At 68.2% G+C, this 19,561-nt stretch carries 19 protein-coding genes; 13 read left to right on the top strand and 6 right to left on the bottom strand.

Translation table 11 applies throughout. The features are described 5' to 3' along the window. Positions 1-6: 6 nt before the first annotated feature. On the bottom strand, positions 7-465 hold the full coding sequence (locus AC3WR5_RS17435; RefSeq protein ID WP_141291232.1) for a thioredoxin family protein: 459 nt from the start codon (positions 463-465) through the stop codon (positions 7-9). A 128-nt stretch (positions 466-593) separates the two neighbouring features. Here AC3WR5_RS17435 and AC3WR5_RS17430 point away from each other — a divergent pair, with 128 nt between their 5' ends. Beyond that, positions 594-1,031: a hypothetical protein gene (locus AC3WR5_RS17430; protein ID WP_492485940.1), complete on the top strand. Its 438-nt coding sequence runs from the start codon at positions 594-596 to the stop codon at positions 1,029-1,031. A 25-nt stretch (positions 1,032-1,056) separates the two neighbouring features. Here AC3WR5_RS17430 and AC3WR5_RS17425 read toward each other — a convergent pair whose 3' ends face one another. Together AC3WR5_RS17425 and AC3WR5_RS17420 are read right to left on the bottom strand one after the other, a co-directional pair. Continuing rightward, the gene (locus tag AC3WR5_RS17425; RefSeq protein ID WP_492485939.1) at positions 1,057-2,520 is read right to left on the bottom strand and encodes a patatin-like phospholipase family protein; all 1,464 of its coding nucleotides are present in this window, start codon (positions 2,518-2,520) and stop codon (positions 1,057-1,059) included. 11 nt (positions 2,521-2,531) lie between these two features. Beyond that, the gene (locus AC3WR5_RS17420) at positions 2,532-3,848 is read right to left on the bottom strand and encodes a leucine-rich repeat-containing protein kinase family protein (RefSeq protein WP_492485938.1); all 1,317 of its coding nucleotides are present in this window, start codon (positions 3,846-3,848) and stop codon (positions 2,532-2,534) included. Between the two features lie 222 nt (positions 3,849-4,070). Between AC3WR5_RS17420 and AC3WR5_RS17415 the strand changes: the two genes are divergently transcribed. The 5 genes from AC3WR5_RS17415 to AC3WR5_RS17395 all read left to right on the top strand — a co-directional run bounded on the left by AC3WR5_RS17415 (position 4,071) and on the right by AC3WR5_RS17395 (position 8,889). After that, a complete protein-coding gene (locus tag AC3WR5_RS17415; protein ID WP_492485937.1) occupies positions 4,071-5,975 on the top strand; it encodes a TonB-dependent receptor plug domain-containing protein in 1,905 nt (634 codons plus the stop codon). Beyond that, positions 5,975-6,496: a YfiR family protein gene (locus AC3WR5_RS17410; RefSeq protein WP_492485936.1), complete on the top strand. Its 522-nt coding sequence runs from the start codon at positions 5,975-5,977 to the stop codon at positions 6,494-6,496. The genes AC3WR5_RS17415 and AC3WR5_RS17410 overlap by 1 nt, the downstream gene beginning before the upstream one ends. Before the next feature lie 50 nt (positions 6,497-6,546). Then, the gene (locus AC3WR5_RS17405; protein WP_492485935.1) at positions 6,547-7,905 is read left to right on the top strand and encodes a diguanylate cyclase domain-containing protein; all 1,359 of its coding nucleotides are present in this window, start codon (positions 6,547-6,549) and stop codon (positions 7,903-7,905) included. A 73-nt stretch (positions 7,906-7,978) separates the two neighbouring features. Beyond that, positions 7,979-8,293 carry a hypothetical protein gene (locus AC3WR5_RS17400; RefSeq protein WP_492485934.1) on the top strand — a complete coding sequence of 105 codons (315 nt, stop codon included), beginning with the start codon at positions 7,979-7,981 and terminating at the stop codon, positions 8,291-8,293. Between the two features lie 5 nt (positions 8,294-8,298). Next, the gene (locus AC3WR5_RS17395; protein WP_492485933.1) at positions 8,299-8,889 is read left to right on the top strand and encodes a DUF6036 family nucleotidyltransferase; all 591 of its coding nucleotides are present in this window, start codon (positions 8,299-8,301) and stop codon (positions 8,887-8,889) included. A 6-nt stretch (positions 8,890-8,895) separates the two neighbouring features. Here AC3WR5_RS17395 and glpK read toward each other — a convergent pair whose 3' ends face one another. After that, a complete protein-coding gene (gene glpK / locus AC3WR5_RS17390; protein ID WP_492485932.1) occupies positions 8,896-10,407 on the bottom strand; it encodes a glycerol kinase GlpK in 1,512 nt (503 codons plus the stop codon). A 60-nt stretch (positions 10,408-10,467) separates the two neighbouring features. Then, positions 10,468-11,235 carry a DeoR/GlpR family DNA-binding transcription regulator gene (locus AC3WR5_RS17385; protein ID WP_141289388.1) on the bottom strand — a complete coding sequence of 256 codons (768 nt, stop codon included), beginning with the start codon at positions 11,233-11,235 and terminating at the stop codon, positions 10,468-10,470. Between the two features lie 167 nt (positions 11,236-11,402). On the opposite strand from AC3WR5_RS17385, the gene glpD reads away from it, so the two are divergent. Genes glpD through AC3WR5_RS17350 form a run of 7 tightly spaced genes read left to right on the top strand, consistent with a single transcriptional unit; the run spans position 11,403 to position 18,948 of the window. Continuing rightward, positions 11,403-13,019: a glycerol-3-phosphate dehydrogenase gene (gene glpD / locus AC3WR5_RS17380; RefSeq protein ID WP_492486294.1), complete on the top strand. Its 1,617-nt coding sequence runs from the start codon at positions 11,403-11,405 to the stop codon at positions 13,017-13,019. Beyond that, the gene (locus AC3WR5_RS17375) at positions 13,010-14,086 is read left to right on the top strand and encodes an ABC transporter ATP-binding protein (RefSeq protein WP_492485931.1); all 1,077 of its coding nucleotides are present in this window, start codon (positions 13,010-13,012) and stop codon (positions 14,084-14,086) included. Before glpD ends, AC3WR5_RS17375 begins: the two co-directional genes overlap by 10 nt. A gap of 1 nt (position 14,087) precedes the next feature. Next, a complete protein-coding gene (locus AC3WR5_RS17370; protein WP_492485930.1) occupies positions 14,088-15,158 on the top strand; it encodes an ABC transporter ATP-binding protein in 1,071 nt (356 codons plus the stop codon). Continuing rightward, positions 15,155-16,048, top strand: coding sequence for a carbohydrate ABC transporter permease (locus tag AC3WR5_RS17365; RefSeq protein WP_141289543.1), 894 nt, complete (start codon positions 15,155-15,157; stop codon positions 16,046-16,048). The genes AC3WR5_RS17370 and AC3WR5_RS17365 overlap by 4 nt, the downstream gene beginning before the upstream one ends. After that, entirely contained in the window at positions 16,041-16,853 is an 813-nt protein-coding gene (locus AC3WR5_RS17360) for a carbohydrate ABC transporter permease (protein ID WP_141289542.1), read from the top strand. Before AC3WR5_RS17365 ends, AC3WR5_RS17360 begins: the two co-directional genes overlap by 8 nt. 1 nt (position 16,854) lies before the next feature. Then, complete coding sequence (locus AC3WR5_RS17355; RefSeq protein ID WP_492485929.1) at positions 16,855-17,163, top strand: DUF2160 domain-containing protein; 309 nt, start codon at positions 16,855-16,857, stop codon at positions 17,161-17,163. A gap of 48 nt (positions 17,164-17,211) precedes the next feature. Next, positions 17,212-18,948: an ABC transporter substrate-binding protein gene (locus tag AC3WR5_RS17350; protein WP_492485928.1), complete on the top strand. Its 1,737-nt coding sequence runs from the start codon at positions 17,212-17,214 to the stop codon at positions 18,946-18,948. 78 nt (positions 18,949-19,026) lie between these two features. Here AC3WR5_RS17350 and AC3WR5_RS17345 read toward each other — a convergent pair whose 3' ends face one another. Further along, positions 19,027-19,554 (bottom strand): hypothetical protein, encoded by a 528-nt coding sequence (locus AC3WR5_RS17345; protein WP_492485927.1) that lies wholly within the window; start codon positions 19,552-19,554, stop codon positions 19,027-19,029. Positions 19,555-19,561 lie beyond the last annotated feature (7 nt).

Raw genomic sequence — 19,561 nt, 5'->3', positions numbered from 1 at the left:
AGGCGTTCACTGGTGTTTGGCGTGGGCCGAGAAGAAGTCGTAGATGCCGGTTTCGCTCATGTGACGCGCATCGGCCAGTTCGCCGCCGCGGGTGGCGTAGATCAGCTGGTTGTCCGGCGACAGCACCACCGCGGCCGGGATGCCCTTCTTGATCGGGTTGCCGTAGCTGTTGGCCAGGTCCAGGTTGCGGTTGAAGTTGCCCACGTCCACCTTCACCACCTTGAAGGACTTGGCCATCAGCTCGGCGTTCTTGCCGCTCTTCAGCGCCGCGTCCAGCGCCCGGCAGTCTTCGCACCAGTTGGCGCCAAAGATCACCAGCACCGGCAGCTTGGACTGCCCCGCCTGCGCCAGCGCGTCGCGCAGCTCGGCCTTGGCGTCGGCGGTTTCGTTGTAGGGCAGCGTTGCGGCCAGTGCCGCGGTGGTGGCCAGGGTGGCCAGCAGGGCCAGAAGGGGTCGCCTGAGCATCGGGATCTCCAAAGCGTGAAGGAACAGGGCCGCGCTGGATGGGCGCGGTGGCATCGGCAGGAATGTACCGAAACCCCGGCGCCCCGAAAGCACCTCAAAATCCGGTCCTTCCCATCTGCTGCCTTTCCATGCTCACCGACCTCATCGCCGCCAAACCCCAGGAAGCCGAAGCCATCCTGAACACCCAGGGCCACGCCAACGTCTGGCCGACGCTGGAAAGCCACAGCTTGGACAGCCTCAAGCTCGCCACGCTGGCGTTCATCCTGCAGGGCAAGCCGATGGACGCGCAGGCCGTGGTCGCGTTTTCCGAATCCTTCCAGCGCCTCGTGGACGGTGGCGAAGACGGCCCCTGGATCGATTTGGTCCCGGAAACCCTGGTGGACGACCTGGCCCATCTCAGCGACGAGCAGGTCGACACGGTGGCCCTCGCCTGGGCCCGGACGGAGCAAGCGGAGCTGGATCGCTGGGACACGCAGGATGTGACCGTTTACCTGCGGGAACTCTCGGCGTTCGCCGCCTCGGCCCACGCCCAGCATCAGTCGCTGCTGCTCTGGGCCTGCCTTTGAGGTTGGGGGCGCTGCGCCTGACCCGCTACCGCCGGGCCTCGCTACCGACGTCCTTCAGCAGGCGCTGCAATTCAGGCGACTGCCGGAACAGCGTGTGACCCGCATCCAGCACCTGGTCCACCGCGGCGGGTGGCAGGCTCAGCGCGGTGGGCAGGGTGCGCAGGCTCAGCGAGTTGGACAGGCCGGCCAGTGGTGAGCTGCCGACGGATTCGCCGCTGGCGGCTTCCAGGGCTTCGAGGCTGACTTCGATCAGGTAGGTCTTCAGCGGTGGCGGCGCGTTCGGGTCGGCGTTCGGGCCGGCAGCTTCCTGGGGCCAGCGGGCGACGGCTTCGCGCAGCAGTTCCAGTGAGTCGTTGGAGTGGCGGCCGAGCGGGATGTCGGCCACGGCCTGGGTGACGCGCAGCACCGATGGCACGAGCTCGGACTGATCGGCCTCCAGGCCGGCGTGGCCTTCGGCATTGACGACGATGCAGACCAGCCAGCGCACGCCGAGGATGCCGGCCTGCGCCATCACGGCGCGCAGCCCGCCGGCAGCCATCGTGGCTTCCAGCATGGCGCGGATCGCGAGGTTGTCGGCCAGGCCGCCGTCCAGCAGGTGGATGTAAGGCCTGGCCTTGCCGTCCTGGTAGCTGGTGGACTGCTGGTAATACTGGGCGCGGCGGCGTTCGCCGAACAGGCCGTAGAGGTCCAGCTGCGGCGGCTGCGGGCAGTGGCCGGCGTAGTTGCGCAGCGTGATGGGCGACAGCGCGATCGGCACTGCCGACGACGCGGCGACCGCGGTGGCAAGCTTCACGCTGCCCAGGTCCGAGCACATCAGGTCGAACTGCTCCTGTTTGAATTCGAAGCGTGCGCCCAGCGACATGTCGGTCGCATTCAGCGTGATCCAGGGTCGCTGCCTGCGGGCCAGCACGTCGGCATAGGTGGCGCCGTGGAAGACCTCGCGGTCCATGAACTCGGCGAACAGGTCGCCGCGGCCGTAGGTGGGCGAGAACAGCCAGCCCCATTGCGCGGGGGCCAGCAGTTCGTGCACGAAGTCGCCCTGCAGGTCGCGCCGCAGCACCTGCTGCTCGAAGGCCGGGAACATCGCGTCGCCATGCTGGGCCAGGTAGGCGGCCGGCCAACTGCCGCCGGAGACGGCGCTGATGACGTCCAGCTCGTCGAACAGGCTGCGCGGGCCGCGGCCATCGCCGAGGTCGATGGGCACCTGGCGCATCGCGTCCAGCACCGCGTAGGCCAGCGTGGCCGCGCGGGCGCCGCCACCGGAAAAGGATGCGACGACCAGCAGCTCGTTGCTGTTGCGCCCGCTGGCCGGCACGTTGCTGAGCCGGTAGCCGCCTTCGGCAGTCTCGGCCGCGGCCTTGGCCGGCAGCGGCTGGTTGTAGACCGGCCGGGTGGCCGAACAGCCGGCCAGCCCCGCCGTGCCGAGGACCAGCGCCAGCGCAAGGCAGCGGCGGCGAACGAACCGGGCGGTGGCGAACAAGGCGGGCATCAGCGCCAAGCCTAGCCGACCGCGCGGTCGCCCGCCATCACCCGGATGGCCTGCAGCATCGTCGGCCGTTCTCGGGGCGACAGCGCCAGGCAGGCATCGCGCAGCGCGGGCAGCGGCGAGCTGGCGGGCAGCGCCGAAGTGAGCGCCAGCAGTTCGTCCAGCAACACGCCGAAGGCCCGCACTTCGAGCGACTGCAGCGCGGCGGCCAGCGCCGGCTCGTCGGCCGGCAGGCGGGTTGCGGCACCGAAGTCGCCCAGGCGCACGCTGCCGCCCTGGCCGGGCAGCCAGTGCAGGTTGTGCGCATACAGGTCGCCGTGCAGCAGGCCACGCGCATGCAGCTGGCCGACCGCCCGGGCCACGCCCAGCGCCAGCGCATGCGTGTCGGCCGCGGTCAGCTGCAGGCCGGGCGGGTAGACGTCCCGCGTGCAGCTGGCCAGGCTGGGCGGGCCGGCCAGCACCTGGTGACCCGCTGCGAGCAGCGGCATCAGCAGGCCGTGCGTGCCCAGCGGGTGGCCTTGCAGCCGCGCCAGCACGCCGACCAGGTTCGCATGGTCGCCGGCTGCCAGCGTGGCTGCCATCTCGTGTTCGGGCAGGCCGTCGCTGGTGACTTCGCCCTTGAACAGCTTCAGCGCCACGTCGACCGGCTGGCCCTGGGCAGGCGACCAGCGGGCACGGTGGATCAGGCCCGAAGCGCCTTCGCCCAGCAGTTCGCCGACCGCAAGCTCGGCCCATTCGGCCACCGGCAGCGGTGCTGGCGCAGCCTGTTGCCAACCCAGGTCGTGACCCGCCAGCGCCAGCCAGCTCAGGCGTGGCAGCTCGGTCAGCCACGCGGGCAGCGCCTGCAGCGGGTTGGCGGCCAGGCGCAGCAGTTCCAGTGTCGCGTGGCCGGCAAAACTGTCTGGCAGGCGGCTCAGCCGGTTGCCGGCCAGCATCAGCTTCTGCAGCGGGCGGCGGCCGAGCTCGTCGGGCAACTCGGCGAGTGCGTTGTCGGTCAGCGTGAGCCAGCGCAGCCGCGGCGGCAGCGCTTGCGCCGGCAGCTCGGCAATGCGGTTGGCCTTGAAGCCGACCTGCAGCAGGCCCTCGCAGCGGCCCACGGCTTCGGGCACGCGGGTGAAGCGGTTGCCCGAGGCGAACAGCACCTGCAGCCGGTGCAGGCGGTGCAGGTCGGGTGGCAGGTCGCTGAGCTGGTTGTCGCTGAGGTCCAGCACCTCCAGCGTGTCGGCCAGGTCGAACAGCTCGCGCGGAAACTCGGTCAGCCCGCCGCGCAGGTTGACCCGGCGCTGGCCGGCCAGCGCGCCGCTGCGCAGGAAGTCGAGGGTGTGGTGCATGGGGGCAGGCAAACAAGCAAGACAGGCGAGGCAAAGCGTGCCTCGGCGTCCCAAAGCGTGAATTTGGCAGGAACCTGAGGGATTGTCCCAGCGCAGGCCGGCCCGCCGCGGTGCCCGGCTCAAGAAGTGCCGCCGCGGGACGAAATGAAGCTGTGCCCCGCTTGGTTGCCCGAACCTGGGGATTGGCCCCTGCCTGCCTGCCTGCCTGCCCGCGTGCTGTCCATGTTGTTTCGAAAATCCTGTCGGTGCGCCTGGGGCGCAGGTCTGCTGAGCCTGGCGCTGCTGGGCGCAGCCCGCGCCGATGACCTGACCGAGCTGCCGCTGGAGCAGCTGATGAACACCGAGGTGCTGAGCGCCGCGCGCTTCGCCCGCCAGGTGACCGACGCGGCCTCCGCCGTCTCGCTGCTGACGGCGCAGGACATCCAGGCGCTGGGCCTGCGCACGCTGGGCGAGGTGCTGGACCAGATGCGCGGCCTGCAGGTGAGCGCCGACACCAGCTACCTCTACCTGGGCGCCCGCGGCTTCGGTGGCCCCGGTGCCTACGCCGGCCGGGTGCTGATGCTGGTCGACGGCGTGCCGGCCAGCGACAACCTGTTCGACCAGATCTTCCTCGGCCATGACGCGCTGATCGACGTGGCGATGATCGACCGCATCGAATACGCGCCTGGCGCCGGCTCCGCCATGTACGGCAACAACGCCTTCCTGGGCGTGATCAACATCGTGACCCGCCGCGGCCGCGACCTGAACGGCCTGGAAGCGGCCGTGTCGGGCGGCCGCAATGGCGACGGCAAGCTGCGCCTGAGCTGGGGCCAGCGGGCCGACAACGGCGCCGAATGGCTGGCCTCGCTGACGCTGCATGCCAACGATGGCACGCCCAGCTCCGACCTGGGCAAGATGCCTTACCAGGAAGGCGATGCCGAAGCCTGGCAGCTGCTGCTCAAGGGCCAGTGGCAGGCGTTCAGCCTGCAGCTGCTGAGCTCGGCCCGCACCGTGCGCTCGCAATACCCCAGCGTGCCGGCCACCACCAGCCAGCAGGACGGCGGCCATGTGGTCTCGCTGGGCCACGACCACAGCTTCGACGACGGCGCGCTGGCCGGCTGGCGCAGCTCCGTGCGGGCGCAGCTGGGTGGTCAGCGCTACAACTACGACGTGGACCTGCAGGGCTACCACGGCAGCATCCGTGCCGAAGGCGCTTGGTGGAGCCTGGACACCCAGGCCAGCTACGAGGGCTGGCAGCGCCAGCGGGTGGTGCTGGGCCTGCGCCTGCGCGAGGACCCGAAACTGCACTACGACCAGGTCGACTCCGGCTACCCGGACGAGAACCTGGCCATGCACCGGCGCAGCCTGGGACTTTCGGTGGAAGACGAGCTGCGCCTGAGCGAGCAGCTCGTTGCCACGCTGGGCCTGCGCGCCGACCGCCGCACCAACGTCGACTGGACCTACAGCCCACGCGCCGCGATGGTCTGGACGCCGCTGCCGGATTGGCAGTTCAAGGGCTCGCTGGGCCGCGCCACGCGTTTTGCCTCGGCCGCGGAGGAGTCCTTCGGCCTGTCGCCGCAGGACCATGGCGAGCACGTGCTGCACCGCGAACTGGCCACCGAGTACCGGCACGACACGCTGCGCTGGCTGGCCACGGTGTACGACTACCGCGTCAGCGAAATGATCTGGCCCGACCAGGACATCACGGCGCTGCGCGGCCACGGCCTGGAGCTGGAGGCCGAGTGGCAATGGCAGGGCCTGCGCCTGCGCGCCAGCCAGGCCTTCCAGCGCAGCCACAACAACCTCGGCAACGAACTGGCCTATTCGCCGCATCACATCAGCAAGCTGCAGCTGTCCGTGCCGCTGGATGGCGAGCGCTGGCGCCTGAGCGCTGCCGTGCGCCGCACCAGCAGCTACCTGCCCACGTGGGACGGCTACACGCCCAAGGACCTGGTGCCGGTGCCGTCCAGCACCCGCATTGACCTGACGCTGCAGGCGCTCAAGCTGATCGGCCCGCTGGACCTGACCATCGGCCTGCGCAATGCCGGCAACACGCCCGAGCACGGGCTGGACCCGTACATGGGCACTCCAGCCGAAATGGGCCGCAAGGTGCGCTACGGCTGGATCGAACTGCGGGGGCATTTCTGATGCGAACCCTGCTGCGCCATGGCCTGGCGGCACTGCTGTTCGCCAGCACCGCCGCATACGCCCAGGTCGACGAGCGCGCGATGAAGGCGGCCTACCTCTACAACTTCATCCAGTTCGCCCAGTGGCCGGTGCCGCCGGACGAGCCCTTTCGCCTGTGCGTGCTGGGCCGCACGCCGATGGACGAGCCGCTGGCCAGGCTGGAAGGCAAGCGCGTGCTCAATGACGTGCACATCAAGGTCGTGCACGTGAGCCTGCAGGACCCGCTGGCGCCCTGCCACGCCCTCTACCTCGACGACAGCCAGCGCAAGCTGGCGCCTGAGCTGCTGGCCAGGCTGGACAGCGCGCCCATCCTCACCATCACCGACGGCGACGGCCTGGCCGACCAGGGCCTGATGATCGAGATCCAGAAGCGCGACCTGAAGCTGGGCTTCGAAGTGAACCTGGCGATGGCCAGGAAGGTCCGCATCAGCTTCAACGCCCGCATGCTGAAGATGGCCAACTATGTGGCGGGCGCCAAGTGAAAAACCTGCGCCCGCGCCGCAGCCCCGTCGCCCCGCAGGATGCGGCGCCCATGGACCTGGCCGCCGCCCTGCTGCCACCTGCGCCGGACGCCGCGCATCCCCCCATCCGCCGGCTGATCGCCACCTTCGGCCTGTGGCTGACCGGCGCACTGCTGGCCGGCTTCACGCTGGTGATGACGCTGCACGAGCTCAACAACCGCCACCACGAATTGAAGGACAGCCTGCGCACGGTGGCCGGCATCATCGCCACCAACAGCGAAGCCGCCGTGATGTTCGCCAGCGACCGCGAGGCCAACGACATCCTGGCCTCGCTGCGTGCTTCGCCCGACGTGCTGCAGGCCCGGCTCTTCACGCCCGACGGCCTGACCCTGGGCGCCTACAACCGCGACACGCCCGAGCAGCGCCCCGACACCTGCCACACGCTGCAGCCCGACGGCCAGGGCTGGCTCACGCGCTGGTGCGGCGTGGCGTTCTACCTGCCGGTGCAGCGCCACGGCGAGCGGGTCGGCACGCTGGCGCTGGAAGCCGAGCTGCGGCCGATGTACCTGGCCCTGGCGCGCAGTGTGGGCTTCAGCATGCTGGTGGCGCTGCTGGCCTTCGGCCTGTCGGTGCTGCTGTGGCGCCGCGTGGCGGCGCGCATCGCAGACCCGTTGGCCGAGCTGGTGGACGCGGCATTGCACGTCTGGCGCCATGAGGACTTCGAGCGCCGCGCCAGTGCGGCCGGCGCTGCCGAGGTGGTGGCCCTGTCCAGCGCCTTCAACCGCATGATGGAGCAGCTGCAGCAGCGCGACGTGCGCCTGCACCACGAGCTCGGCCAGCGCCGCCAGGCCGAGGCCAGGCTCAACGACCTGGCCTACTTCGACAACGTGACCGGGCTGCACAACCGCCACTACTTCATGGAGCGCATCAGCCAGGCCCTGGCCCGCGCCGGGACACAGGACAGCGGCAGCGCGCTGATCTACATCGACCTGGACGGTTTCAAGCGCGTCAACGACACCCTTGGCCATGACCAGGGCGACGCGCTGCTGCGCATGGTCGGCGAGCGGCTGCGGCAGACGCTGCGCGGCAGCGACGTGATCTGCCGCCTGGGCGGTGACGAGTTCGCGGTGATCCTGGAGCAGACCGGCAGCCGCGCGCAGCTGGAAGCCGTCGCCGGCCTGCTGGTCGACGTGCTCTCGCAGCCCTATGCGCTGGCCGGCGGCGTGGACCATGTCTCGGCCAGCCTCGGCGTGTGCACCTTTCCTGAACAAGCCAGCGAACGCGAGCCGCTGCTGCGCCGCGCCGACCAGGCCATGTACCAGGCCAAGCAAGCCGGCAAACGGCGCTACCACTTCTACAGCGCCGACGATGCGCGCGGCGCCGCTGAACGCGAGCGCCACCGCAACGAACCGCCGGTCACGAGCTGGTGAGGCGGGCGCCTCGCGGCGCAGGCGAGTCGCAAGGCAGGCCGCAGATGACGGCTGCCGTGTAGAGTACGACCACATGGACCCGCTGCTGCATCCACCGCCATCCGCCCGCGAAGCCGAGGCCGTGATGCTGGACCGCTGCGCCGCGGCTGCGCAGGACGGGAATCTGCTCGCGCGGGACCAGCGCGAGGCCAACGTGTTCCGCCTGGCGGCGATGGTGTTGCAGTCGCGGCAGGCACAGGCGGCACAGTCCCTGCGCAAGGTCAGCGAGCATTACTTCGCTTCGCATCCGGATGAGCTGCTGCCGGCAGAGCAAGTGCTGCGGCGTGCCTGGGTGCACAGCTTGCCTCGCCTCCGGGACATGCTGACCCAGCGCCTGCTGCGCGCCTGACCGCGATGTCTGTCGCCCCGCGCTTTCGCACCGGCACTGCCCTGGCGCAGGGCCTGCGGGAATTGCTGGCGCGACTGGAGACCGAGTTGGCACTGGACCGGCCGCTGAACGTCTACCTGGCAGGTGGCATGGCGGTGCACCTCTACACCGCCAGCCGCGTGACCACCGATGTGGATGCCGAATTCGGCGCCCGGGTGCAGTTGCCGCGCGACCTGGTCGTGGAGAAAACGCTGGAAGACGGCTCGACCCAGGTCATCTACCTGGACACGAACTACAACTCGACCTTTGCGCTGATGCACGAGGACTATCTGCACGATGCCGTGCCGGTCCCGCTGGGCCTGGCGCAGATCCGGCTGTTCGTGCTGTGCCCGGTGGATCTCGCGGTGAGCAAGATTGCCAGGCTGGCCGACAACGATCGCGAGGACATCCAGTCGCTGGTACGGGAAGGTTTGACAACGGCCGATGCGATCGAGGCCCGGGCACTCGACGCCATCGGCGGCTACGTCGGCTCGACGCAGATGCTGCGGCTCAACATCCGCGACGCGGTGGCACTGGCCAGGCAGGCGCAAGCCAATGGCGGAGCGCCATCGGCCTGAGGCACCTCAGCCGGCAACCGCCTGCCTGACCGCTCGCTCCCAGCGCATCATCAGCTCCTCCGCCCGCTCGCGCGGCAGCGTGGGGTGGAAGACGCGTTCGGCTTTCCATTGGCTGGACAGTTCGTCCAGCGTGCGCCAGACGCCGCTGGACAGGCCGGCGAGGTAGGCGGCGCCGAGGGCTGTCGTCTCGATGACTTTCGGGCGCAGCACCGGGATGCCGAGCAGGTCGGCCTGGAACTGCATCAAGAGGTCGTTCACGCAGGCGCCGCCGTCCACGCGCAGCTCGGTGACCGGGTGGCCGCCGGCAGCCACCGCGTCGCGGCTCATGGCCTGCAGCAGCGCGGCGCTCTGGAAGGCGATGCTCTCCAATGCGGCGCGGGCAATATGGGCCACCGTGCTGCCGCGCGTGAGGCCGACGATGGCGCCGCGGGCCTCGGCGTTCCAGTAAGGCGCGCCCAGGCCGGTGAAGGCGGGCACGAACATCACGCCGCCGGCGTCCGGCACGCTTTCGGCGAGGCCTTGCACCTCGGAGCTGGCTGAGATGGCCTGGAGGCCGTCGCGCAGCCATTGCACCACCGCGCCACCGATGAACACGCTGCCTTCGAGCGCGAACTCGGGCACCCACGCCGCTGAAGCGTCGACACGCGCTTGCGCGGCCGAGGTGGTGATCAGGCCGTTGCCGCTCACCTGGAAGCGCTCGCCGGTGTGCATCAGCATGAAGCAGCCGGTGCCGTAGGTGTTCTTGGCCATGCCGGCCTTGAAGCAGGCCTGGCCAAAGAGGGCACTTTGCTGGTCACCGGCCATGCCACCGACCGGCAGCGAGGCGCCGAGCAGCGCCGCGTCCGTCTCGCCGAACAAGTGGCTGCTGGGGTGGACTTCGGGCAGCAGGCTGGCGGGGATCTTCAGCAGGTCCAGCAGGCTTTCGTCCCAGCGGTTCTCGCGCACGTTGAACAGCATGGTGCGGGCGGCATTGCTCACATCGGTCGCGTGCACACGGCCACCGGTGAGCTGCCACAGCAGCCAGCTGTCCACGGTGCCGAAGGCCAGCTCGCCGCGCTCGGCGGCGGCGCGTGCGCCGGCCACGTTGTCCAGGATCCAGCGGATCTTGGTGCCGGAGAAGTACGCGTCGATGATCAGCCCTGTCGCCGCCTGCACGGCCTGCGCATGGCCTTGCTCGCGCAGCTCGGCGCACAGCGGCTCGGCGCGGCGGTCCTGCCAGACGATGGCGTTGTAGACGGGCTGGCCGGTGCGGCGGTTCCAGACCAGCGTGGTCTCGCGCTGGTTGGTGATGCCGATGGCCTTCATGTCGGCCGCCTGCAGCCGTGCCTTGGCCAGCGCCTCGCGCGCGGTGGCCAGCTGGCTCTGCCAGAGCTCCAGCGGGTCGTGCTCGACCCAGCCGGGCTGCGGGAAGTGCTGCGTGAACTCGCGCTGCGCCTGCGCGACGATGCGGCCGCTGTCGTCGAAGACGATGCTGCGCGAACTTGAGGTACCTTGATCCAGGGCGAGGATGAAACTCATTTTTCTTGTCTCCTTTGACGACGGCTTGAGTCCGTCGTCACTTCGCATTGCACGCCAACCTTAACCCGGCGCCACTTCGCATTGCACGCCGGCCTCGGCCAGCAGCGCGGGGAAGGGCGCGGGCGGCTCGGCGTCGGTGAACAGCCGGTCGAGCTGGGCGAAGCGCGCCAGTTCGACCATGGCCGGGCGGTTGAACTTGCTGTGGTCGGCCGCCATCCAGACCTCGCGCGACTGCTCCATGATGACCCGCGAGACCTTGACCTCGCGGTAGTCGAAGTCGCGCAGCGAGCCATCCGGCTCGATGCCCGAGATGCCGATCAACCCGATGTCCACGCGGAACTGGCGGATGAAGTCCAGCGTGGCTTCGCCGACGATGCCGCGGTCGCGGTGCCGCACCAGCCCGCCCGCGACGATGACCTCGCAGTCCGGGTTGTCGGCCAGGATGCTTGCCACGTTCAGGTTGTTGGTGATGACGCGCAAGCCCTGGTGCTTGAGCAGCGCACGGGCCACGGCCTCGGTCGTGGTGCCGAGGTTGATCAGCAGCGAGCAGCCGTTGGGCACCTGGGCCGCGATGGCGCGGGCAATGCGCTGCTTGCCGTCCGCATGCAGGGCCTCGCGCTGGCGGTAGGCGATGTTCTCGGTGGTGGAGCCGGGCAGGCGCACGCCGCCATGGAAGCGCGCCAGCAACCCGGCCTCGGCCAGCAGCTTCACGTCCCTCCGCACGGTCTGCAACGTCACGCCAAAGCGCTCGGCCAGCGCCTCGACCGACACGCTGCCGCGCGCCTTCACCTCGGACAGCAGCTCGGATTGGCGGGGGTTGGGCGTCATGCGGAAGATTGTCGGCGGCGGCGTGGCGCCTGAAGCAGGCGTTCGGGGCGCAGCGTAATCGAACCCAAACGAAAACAAACCAACGAAACCTCTCTTGCAAACGAACATCGAATTCGGGTAAAACGAAAAAGGACGAACAAAACGAACCGAGGAGACAAAGCTTGCCCATTGCCCCGCCCGCATCGCCAGGCCACAGCGCCAGCACTTCGCAGAGCTGCGACGTGCTGGTCGTTGGCGGCGGCATCAATGGCTGCGGCATTGCACGCGATCTGGCCGGCCGCGGCTGGCGGGTGCTGCTGGCCGAGCAGGACGACCTGGCCGCGCACACTTCGTCGGCCTCGACCAAGCTGATCCACGGCGGGCTGCGCTACCTCGAATACCGCGAATTCGCGCTGGTGAGGAAGGCGCTGCAGGAGCGCGAGGTGCTGCTGAAAAGCGCGCCGCACATCATGTGGCCGCTGCGCTTCGTGATGCCGCACGACCCCAAGGCCAACTTCCTGCGCCCGGTGTGGATGATCCGCCTGGGCCTGTTCCTCTACGACCACCTGGCCAAGCGCGAAGTGCTGCCCGGCTCGCGCGGTGTGGACCTGCGCCAGCACCCGACCGGCGCGCCGCTGCAGCCCGGCTTCACGCGTGGCTTCATCTATTCCGACGGCTGGGTGGACGATGCGCGCCTGGTGGTGCTCAACGCGCTGGACGCGCAGGCCCGCGGCGCGCAAGTCCTCACCCGCACCCGCGTCGTTGCAGCGAAGCGCAGCGCCGATGGCTGGCTTGCCACGCTGCGCGGCCCCGATGGCAGCGAACGCCAAGTGCAGGCCCGCGCGCTGGTCAACGCCGCCGGCCCCTGGGCCGAACGCTTCCTGCGCGACACCGCCACGCCCGCCGCCGGCGAGGCGCTGGCGACCAAGCACCTGCGGCTGGTCAAGGGCAGCCACATCGTCGTGCCGCGCTGCTTCGAGCACGACCATGCCTACATCTTCCAGAACCCCGACAAGCGCATCATCTTCGCCATCCCCTACGAGCGCGACTTCACGCTGATCGGCACCACCGACCAGGAACTGCACGGCGATCCGCGCGGCGCGAAGATCGCCCCTGACGAGATCGCCTACCTGTGCGAGCAGGCCAGCCGCTACTTCACGCGGCCGGTGCGGCCCGAGGAAGTGGTGTGGACCTACTCCGGCGTGCGGCCGCTGCTGGACGATGCGGCGGGCGATCCGTCTGCCGTCACGCGCGATTACCTGCTGGAAACGCAGACCGGCGCGGCGCCGCTGCTTTCAGTCTGGGGCGGCAAGATCACCACCTTCCGCAAGCTTGCCGAAGAGGCGGCGGACGAGGTCGGCGACATGCTGGGCGAGCGCCGCAAGCCGTGGACCGAAGGTGCCTTTTTGCCCGGCGGCGACCTGCGCGAATGGATAGGCCCACCGCAGCGGCCGGACACCGATTTCGAGCGCCTGGTGCAGACCATCGGCCAGCGCCACCCGTGGTTGCCACGTGAGCTGACGCGCCGGCTGGCGCGCGCCTACGGCAGCCGCATCGGCCTGCTGCTGGGCAAGGCCGAGTCGTTGGCGGACCTGGGCGCCGAAGTGGCGCCTGGCCTGCACGAGGCCGAGCTGCGCTACCTGGCCGAACACGAATGGGCCTGCAGCGGTGAAGACGTGCTGTGGCGGCGCAGCAAGCTGGGCCTGCACCTGAACGATGACGCACGCCAACGCGTGCTGGACTGGATGACGAAGTACATGAACGAACAGCCGCAAGCCAGCAGCGCGGGGGTCACATGCAGCTGACGCTGGACAAGATCAGCCAGCGGGTCGGCCCGCAGACCTGGCTTTACGAAATGAGCATCGCGCCCAAGCCCGGCGCGGTCACCGTGCTGCTGGGCGCGACGCAAGCCGGCAAGACTACGCTGATGCGGCTGATGGCCGGGCTGGACAAGCCCACCACCGGCCGCGTGCGGGTGGACGGCGCCGACGTGACCGGCAAACCGGTGCGCGAGCGCGACGTGGCCATGGTCTACCAGCAGTTCATCAACTACCCTTCGATGACGGTCTACGACAACATCGCCTCGCCGCTGAAATTGAGCGGCAAGCCCAAGGCCGAGATCGACCGCCGGGTGCGCGAGCTGGCCGCCAAGCTGCACATCGAGGTCTTCCTGGACCGCCTGCCCGCCGCGCTTTCCGGCGGCCAGCAGCAGCGCGTGGCACTGGCCCGCGCACTGGCCAAGAACGCCCCGCTGATGCTGCTGGACGAACCGCTGGTGAACCTGGACTACAAGCTGCGCGAAGAGCTGCGCGAGGAGCTGACGCAGCTGTTCGCCGCGGGCGATTCGACCGTGGTCTACGCCACCACCGAGCCGGCCGAAGCGCTGCTGCTGGGGGGCTACACCGCGGTGATGGATGCCGGCGAACTGCTGCAATACGGCCCCACCGCCGAGGTCTTCCACCGCCCGGCTTCGCTGCGCGTGGCACGGGCCTTCTCGGACCCGCCGATGAACCTGCTGGACGCTGTGCCGGCCGAAGGTGGCGTGCGCGTGGGCGGCAAGGAAGTCTGGCCGCTGACCTTGCCCGCAGGCACTTCGAGCAGCTTCACGCTGGGCCTGCGTGCCAGCGCGGTGCGCGTCACCGCACGCCCCGGCGACCTTGCGTTGCCGGGCCGTGTCGAACTCGCCGAGCTGTCCGGCTCGGACACCTTTGTGCACGTGCACACCGCCGTGGGCGAGCTGGTCGCGCAGCTGACCGGCGTGCACGACTTCGAGCTGGGTGCCAACGTGACGCTGCACCTCTCGCCAGCACAGCTCTACTGGTTCGGTGCCGATGGCGCGCTGCTGCAGGCCCCCGCGGCCCGGGGGATCTGACATGGCCAAGATCGAACTCGACCTGGCGCACGCCTACCGGCCCAACCCCAAGCAGGACAGCGACTATGCGCTGCTGCCGCTGAAGATGCGGTTCGACGACGGCGGCGCCTATGCGCTGCTGGGCCCTTCGGGCTGCGGCAAGACGACGATGCTCAACATCATGTCCGGCCTGCTGGTGCCTTCGCAGGGCACGGTGAAGTTCGACGGGCAAGACATGACGCGCGCGACGCCGCAGCAGCGCAACATCGCCCAGGTCTTCCAGTTCCCGGTGATCTACGACACGATGACCGTGGCCGAGAACCTGGCCTTCCCGCTGAAGAACCGCAAGGTGCCGGCGGCGCAGATCCAGCAGCGTGTCGGCCAGATCGCCGAGATGCTGGAGATGAGCCACCAGCTGAACATGCGCGCGGCTGGCCTGAGCGCCGACCAAAAGCAGAAGATTTCGCTGGGCCGCGGCCTGGTGCGGCCGGACGTGGCGGCGGTGCTGTTCGACGAGCCGCTGACCGTGATCGACCCGCACCTGAAATGGCAGCTGCGCCGCAAGCTCAAGCAGATCCACCACGAGCTGAAACTCACGCTGATCTATGTCACGCACGACCAGGTCGAGGCGCTGACCTTTGCGGACCAGGTGGTCGTGATGTCGCGCGGCATGGTGATGCAGCAGGGCACGCCCGAGGCCTTGTTCGAGCGGCCGGCGCACACCTTCGTGGGCCACTTCATCGGCTCGCCGGGCATGAACTTCCTGGCCGTCGAATCGCAAGGTGCGCAGCTGCAGATTGCCGGCCAGTCGCTGGCAGCGCCGCGGCCCTTGCCGGCTGGCGCGCTGAAGCTTGGCATCCGGCCGGAGTACCTGGGGCTGGACGTGGTGGGTGCACCGGGCACGCTGCCCGCCAAGGTCAAACAGGTACAGGATATCGGGACGTATGTGCTGGTGACGATTGAAGCGGCCGGCCAGTCGCTGAAGGCGCGGCTGTCACCCGACGCCGTGCGGCCCGAGGTCGGCAACGCGCTGGGCATCCAAGTGGTGGGCGCACATACCTGCTTCTATCAAAACGAGGAGTTGGTGGCATGAGCGCGACCACAAAACCGGTGAACCAGAAAGCCTGGTTCCTGATCCTGCCGGTCTTCATCTGCGTGGCCTTCTCGGCCATCCTGCCGCTGATGACGGTGGTGAACTACTCGGTGCAGGACATCATCTCGCCCGAGCGGCGGGTGTTCGTCGGCACCGAATGGTTTGCCTCGGTGATGCGGGACGAGGACCTGCACGCCGCGCTGTGGAACCAGCTGCGCTTTTCGCTGGCCGTGCTGGCGGTGGAGCTGCCGCTGGGCATTGGCCTGGCGCTGGCGATGCCGGCGCAGGGCTGGAAGTCCTCGGCCACGCTGGTCATCGTCGCGTTGTCGCTGCTGATCCCTTGGAACGTCGTCGGCACCATCTGGCAGATCTTCGGCCGCGCCGACATCGGGCTGATGGGCTACGGCCTGGCGCAACTGGGCATCGACTACAACTACACCGGCAACGCCACGCACGCCTGGCTCACGGTGCTGTTGATGGACGTGTGGCACTGGACGCCGCTGGTCGCGCTGCTGGCCTTCGCTGGCCTGCGCAGCATCCCGGATGCGTATTACCAGGCCGCGCGCATCGACGGCGCGAGCAAGCTGGCGGTGTTCCGCTACATCCAGCTGCCGAAGATGCGCGGCGTTTTGATGATCGCGGTGCTGCTGCGTTTCATGGACAGCTTCATGATCTACACCGAGCCCTTTGTGCTCACCGGCGGCGGCCCTGGCAATGCCACCACCTTCCTCAGCCAGTACCTGACGCAGAAGGCGGTCGGCCAGTTCGACCTGGGCCCGGCGGCAGCCTTCTCGCTGATCTATTTCCTGATCATCCTGCTGTTCTGCTTCGTGCTCTACAACTGGATGCAGCGCGTGGGCCAGGCGCAAGAGGAGACCGGCCATGAATGAATCTCGCTTTCAAAAGCGCACGCTGCTGCTGATCGCCTACCTGGTGTTTGCGCTGCTGCCCATCTACTGGATGGTCAACATGAGCTTCAAGACCAACCAGGAAATCCTGGCCAGCTTCAGCCTGTGGCCGCAGCACTTCACCTGGGACAACTACAAGCTGATCCTGACCGACGAGAGCTGGTACTCGGGCTACGTGAACAGCATGATTTACGTGGCGATGAACACCGCCATTTCGCTGACGGTGGCGCTGCCCGCCGCCTACGCCTTCAGCCGCTACAGCTTCCTGGGCGACAAGCATGTGTTCTTCTGGCTGCTGACCAACCGCATGACGCCGCCTGCGGTGTTCCTGCTGCCGTTCTTCCAGCTCTACACCACCGTGGGCCTGATGGACACGCACATCGCCGTGGCGCTGGCCCACCTGCTGTTCAACGTGCCGCTGGCGGTGTGGATCCTGGAAGGTTTCATGTCGGGCATCCCGCGCGAGATCGACGAGACCGCCTACATCGACGGCTACAGCTTCCCGCGCTTTTTCCTGACCATCTTCCTGCCGCTGATCAAGGCGGGGGTGGGCGTGGCCGCCTTCTTCTGCTTCATGTTCTCGTGGGTGGAACTGCTGCTGGCGCGCACGCTGACCAGCGTCAACGCCAAGCCCATCGTGGCGACGATGACGCGCACCGTGAGCGCCAGCGGCATGGACTGGGCGACGCTGGCCGCCGCCGGTGTGTTGACCATCGTGCCGGGCGCGATCGTGATCTGGTTCGTGCGCCACTACATCGCCAAGGGCTTTGCCATGGGGAGAGTCTGAAATGCTGGATTGGATGGTTTGGACGACACCGGTTGCGGTGTTTTTCTGCTGCATCGCGCTGATGCTGGTCGGCATGACGCTGTGGGAGATCAAGTCGCCCACCGTGATGCGAAAGGGCTTCCTGCCGATTGCCACCACGCGAGGCGACCGGCTGTTCATCGGGCTGCTGACGGCGGCCTACATCAACCTGGCGTTCGTGGGCAGCGCAGGCTGGTTGGCAGAGGTGCTGAAGCTCGACAGCGAGCCCAGCGTGTGGATCAGTCTTGTGCTGTCGATGGGCGCGCTCGCGCTGATCATGCGGCGCGGCTGAAGAGTTTCGTGTGTGAGTGACCCGTTCTACAAGAGGAGACAAATGATGATGAGCAAGTTGCGCATTTCGACCCTGGCGCTCGCTGCGCTGGCTGCCCTGGGCAGCCATGGCGCCTGGGCAGGCGAGGCCGAGGCGAAGAAGTGGATTGACGGCGAATTCCAGCCGTCCACGCTGAACAAGGACCAGCAGCTGGCCGAGATGAAGTGGTTCATCGAGGCGGCAGCCAAACTCAAGGCCAAGGGCGTCAAGGAAGTCTCGGTGGTCTCGGAGACGCTGACCACGCACGAGTACGAATCCAAGACCCTGGCCAAGGCCTTCGAGGAAATCACCGGCATCAAGGTCAAGCACGACATCATCCAGGAGGGTGACGTCGTCGAGAAGCTGCAGACCTCGATGCAATCGGGCAAGTCCATCTACGACGGCTGGATCTCGGACAGCGACCTGATCGGCACCCACTACCGCTACGGCAAGATCATGGCGCTGTCGGACTACATGACCGGCGCCGGCAAGGAATTCACCAACCCCGGGCTGGACCTGAAGGACTTCATCGGCACCAGCTTCACCACCGCACCCGACGGCAAGCTCTACCAACTGCCCGACCAGCAGTTCGCCAACCTGTACTGGTTCCGCGCCGACCTGTTCGCGCGCGAAGACCTGAAGACCAAGTTCAAGGCCAAGTACGGCTACGACCTGGGCGTGCCGCTGAACTGGTCGGCCTACGAAGACATCGCCGCCTTCTTCAGCGAAGACGTGAAGACCATCGACGGCAAGCCCATCTACGGCCACATGGACTACGGCAAGAAGGACCCGAGCCTGGGCTGGCGCTTCACCGACGCCTGGCTGTCCATGGCCGGCACGGCCGACATCGGCATCCCGAACGGGCTGCCGGTCGACGAATGGGGCATCCGCGTGGCGGCCGACAAGTGCACCCCCGTGGGCGCCTCGGTCGAACGCGGTGGCGCCACCAACTCGCCCGCTGCCGTCTACGCGCTGACCAAGTACATCGACTGGATGAAGAAATACGCGCCCAAGGAAGCCATGGGCATGACCTTCGGCGAAGCCGGCCCGGTGCCGGCGCAGGGCCAGATCGCGCAGCAGATCTTCTGGTACACCGCCTTCACCGCGGACATGACCAAGAAGGGCCTGCCGGTCGTCAACGACGACGGCTCGCCGAAGTGGCGCATGGCCCCGGGCCCGAACGGCCCGTACTGGAAGCAGGGCATGCAGAACGGCTACCAGGACGTGGGCAGCTGGACCTTCTTCAAGGACGGCGACCCGAACCGCACCGCGGCGGCCTGGCTGTACGCGCAGTTCATCACCGCCAAGACCACCTCGCTGAAGAAGTCCATCACCGGCCTGACCTTCATCCGCGACTCAGACATCCGCTCGGACTACTTCACCAAGAACGCGGCCAAGTACGGTGGCCTGATCGAGTTCTACCGCAGCCCAGCGCGTGTGGCCTGGACGCCCACCGGCACCAACGTGCCCGACTACCCGAAGCTGGCCCAGCTGTGGTGGAAGAACGTGGCCCAGGCGGTCACGGGAGAGAAGACCCCGCAAGGCGCGATGGACAACCTGGCCAAGGAAATGGACGACGTGATGGCCCGACTGGAGCGCGCTGGCATGGCCCACTGCGCGCCCAAGCTGAACCCCAAGGGCGATCCGGCCAAGTACCTCAGCGACAAGGGGGCACCGTGGGCCAAGCTGGCCAACGAGAAGCCCAAGGGTGAAACCATTGCCTACGACACGCTGTTGAATGCGTGGAAGGCCGGCAAGGTGCGCTGAGCAAGCGCTTCACTCACTGTCTGTCCTTTGCAGCGGCCTTCGGGCCGCTTTTTTGTGCGCAGAACTCGATGCCTTGCGTCAGTCCCGCCAGGCCCGCTCGACCAACTCGGCCGTGTCCATCGGCTTGCCAGCCTTGGCTGTGGCGGCTTTCCATTCGGGCGGTGACGGCGCCATGCGCTGGGGTGGGATGCCTTCGGCAAAGCCCAGCTTGATGGCGAAGACCAATGGGCCGCCCTGGACTTCGAGTGGCGGGACCTTGCGGATGTCGGCGACCAGCGCGGCGGCGACTCCGGGCGGCAACGCGGGCTCGAAATCCAGCCAGGCGTTGCTGCGCTTGCCGGGGCGCACGGCGACGACTATGAAGCCGCCGGCCGAGGGCAGGGAGTCGTTGGCCGCGGCGACGTTGCGGATGGCCGCCTGCACCGCGGCGGAATAGGCGGACAAGGCCTGCACGCTGGGCATGCGGCCCTGCAGTTCGTCCTCGGACTGCATCATCACCAGGTTGAAGACCTTCACCGGTGCCGCACTGGCAAGCGATGTGAAGAGGACGAGCAGGCCCGCGGCGGCCAACCGCTGGGGGACGCTCGCGCCAAAGCGGCTTTGCATGCGCTGA

This window comes from Ideonella sp. FW305-24 (assembly GCF_058788035.1).
This window is presented reverse-complemented; position numbering and strand designations above follow the sequence as displayed.

What these genes read in the sequence shown, in the direction of transcription:
- AC3WR5_RS17355 (WP_492485929.1), top strand. Translation starts at nt 16,855, where the DNA reads ATGCTGGATTGGATGGTTTGGACGACACCGGTTGCGGTGTTTTTCTGC.
- AC3WR5_RS17425 (WP_492485939.1), bottom strand. Translation starts at nt 2,520, where the DNA reads ATGCCCGCCTTGTTCGCCACCGCCCGGTTCGTTCGCCGCCGCTGCCTT.
- AC3WR5_RS17385 (WP_141289388.1), bottom strand. Translation starts at nt 11,235, where the DNA reads ATGACGCCCAACCCCCGCCAATCCGAGCTGCTGTCCGAGGTGAAGGCG.
- glpK (WP_492485932.1), bottom strand. Translation starts at nt 10,407, where the DNA reads ATGAGTTTCATCCTCGCCCTGGATCAAGGTACCTCAAGTTCGCGCAGC.
- AC3WR5_RS17415 (WP_492485937.1), top strand. Translation starts at nt 4,071, where the DNA reads ATGTTGTTTCGAAAATCCTGTCGGTGCGCCTGGGGCGCAGGTCTGCTG.
- AC3WR5_RS17360 (WP_141289542.1), top strand. Translation starts at nt 16,041, where the DNA reads ATGAATGAATCTCGCTTTCAAAAGCGCACGCTGCTGCTGATCGCCTAC.
- AC3WR5_RS17345 (WP_492485927.1), bottom strand. Translation starts at nt 19,554, where the DNA reads ATGCAAAGCCGCTTTGGCGCGAGCGTCCCCCAGCGGTTGGCCGCCGCG.
- AC3WR5_RS17365 (WP_141289543.1), top strand. Translation starts at nt 15,155, where the DNA reads ATGAGCGCGACCACAAAACCGGTGAACCAGAAAGCCTGGTTCCTGATC.
- AC3WR5_RS17420 (WP_492485938.1), bottom strand. Translation starts at nt 3,848, where the DNA reads ATGCACCACACCCTCGACTTCCTGCGCAGCGGCGCGCTGGCCGGCCAG.
- AC3WR5_RS17350 (WP_492485928.1), top strand. Translation starts at nt 17,212, where the DNA reads ATGAGCAAGTTGCGCATTTCGACCCTGGCGCTCGCTGCGCTGGCTGCC.
- AC3WR5_RS17395 (WP_492485933.1), top strand. Translation starts at nt 8,299, where the DNA reads ATGTCTGTCGCCCCGCGCTTTCGCACCGGCACTGCCCTGGCGCAGGGC.
- AC3WR5_RS17405 (WP_492485935.1), top strand. Translation starts at nt 6,547, where the DNA reads ATGGACCTGGCCGCCGCCCTGCTGCCACCTGCGCCGGACGCCGCGCAT.
- AC3WR5_RS17375 (WP_492485931.1), top strand. Translation starts at nt 13,010, where the DNA reads ATGCAGCTGACGCTGGACAAGATCAGCCAGCGGGTCGGCCCGCAGACC.
- AC3WR5_RS17430 (WP_492485940.1), top strand. Translation starts at nt 594, where the DNA reads ATGCTCACCGACCTCATCGCCGCCAAACCCCAGGAAGCCGAAGCCATC.
- AC3WR5_RS17410 (WP_492485936.1), top strand. Translation starts at nt 5,975, where the DNA reads ATGCGAACCCTGCTGCGCCATGGCCTGGCGGCACTGCTGTTCGCCAGC.
- AC3WR5_RS17400 (WP_492485934.1), top strand. Translation starts at nt 7,979, where the DNA reads ATGGACCCGCTGCTGCATCCACCGCCATCCGCCCGCGAAGCCGAGGCC.
- AC3WR5_RS17370 (WP_492485930.1), top strand. Translation starts at nt 14,088, where the DNA reads ATGGCCAAGATCGAACTCGACCTGGCGCACGCCTACCGGCCCAACCCC.
- AC3WR5_RS17435 (WP_141291232.1), bottom strand. Translation starts at nt 465, where the DNA reads ATGCTCAGGCGACCCCTTCTGGCCCTGCTGGCCACCCTGGCCACCACC.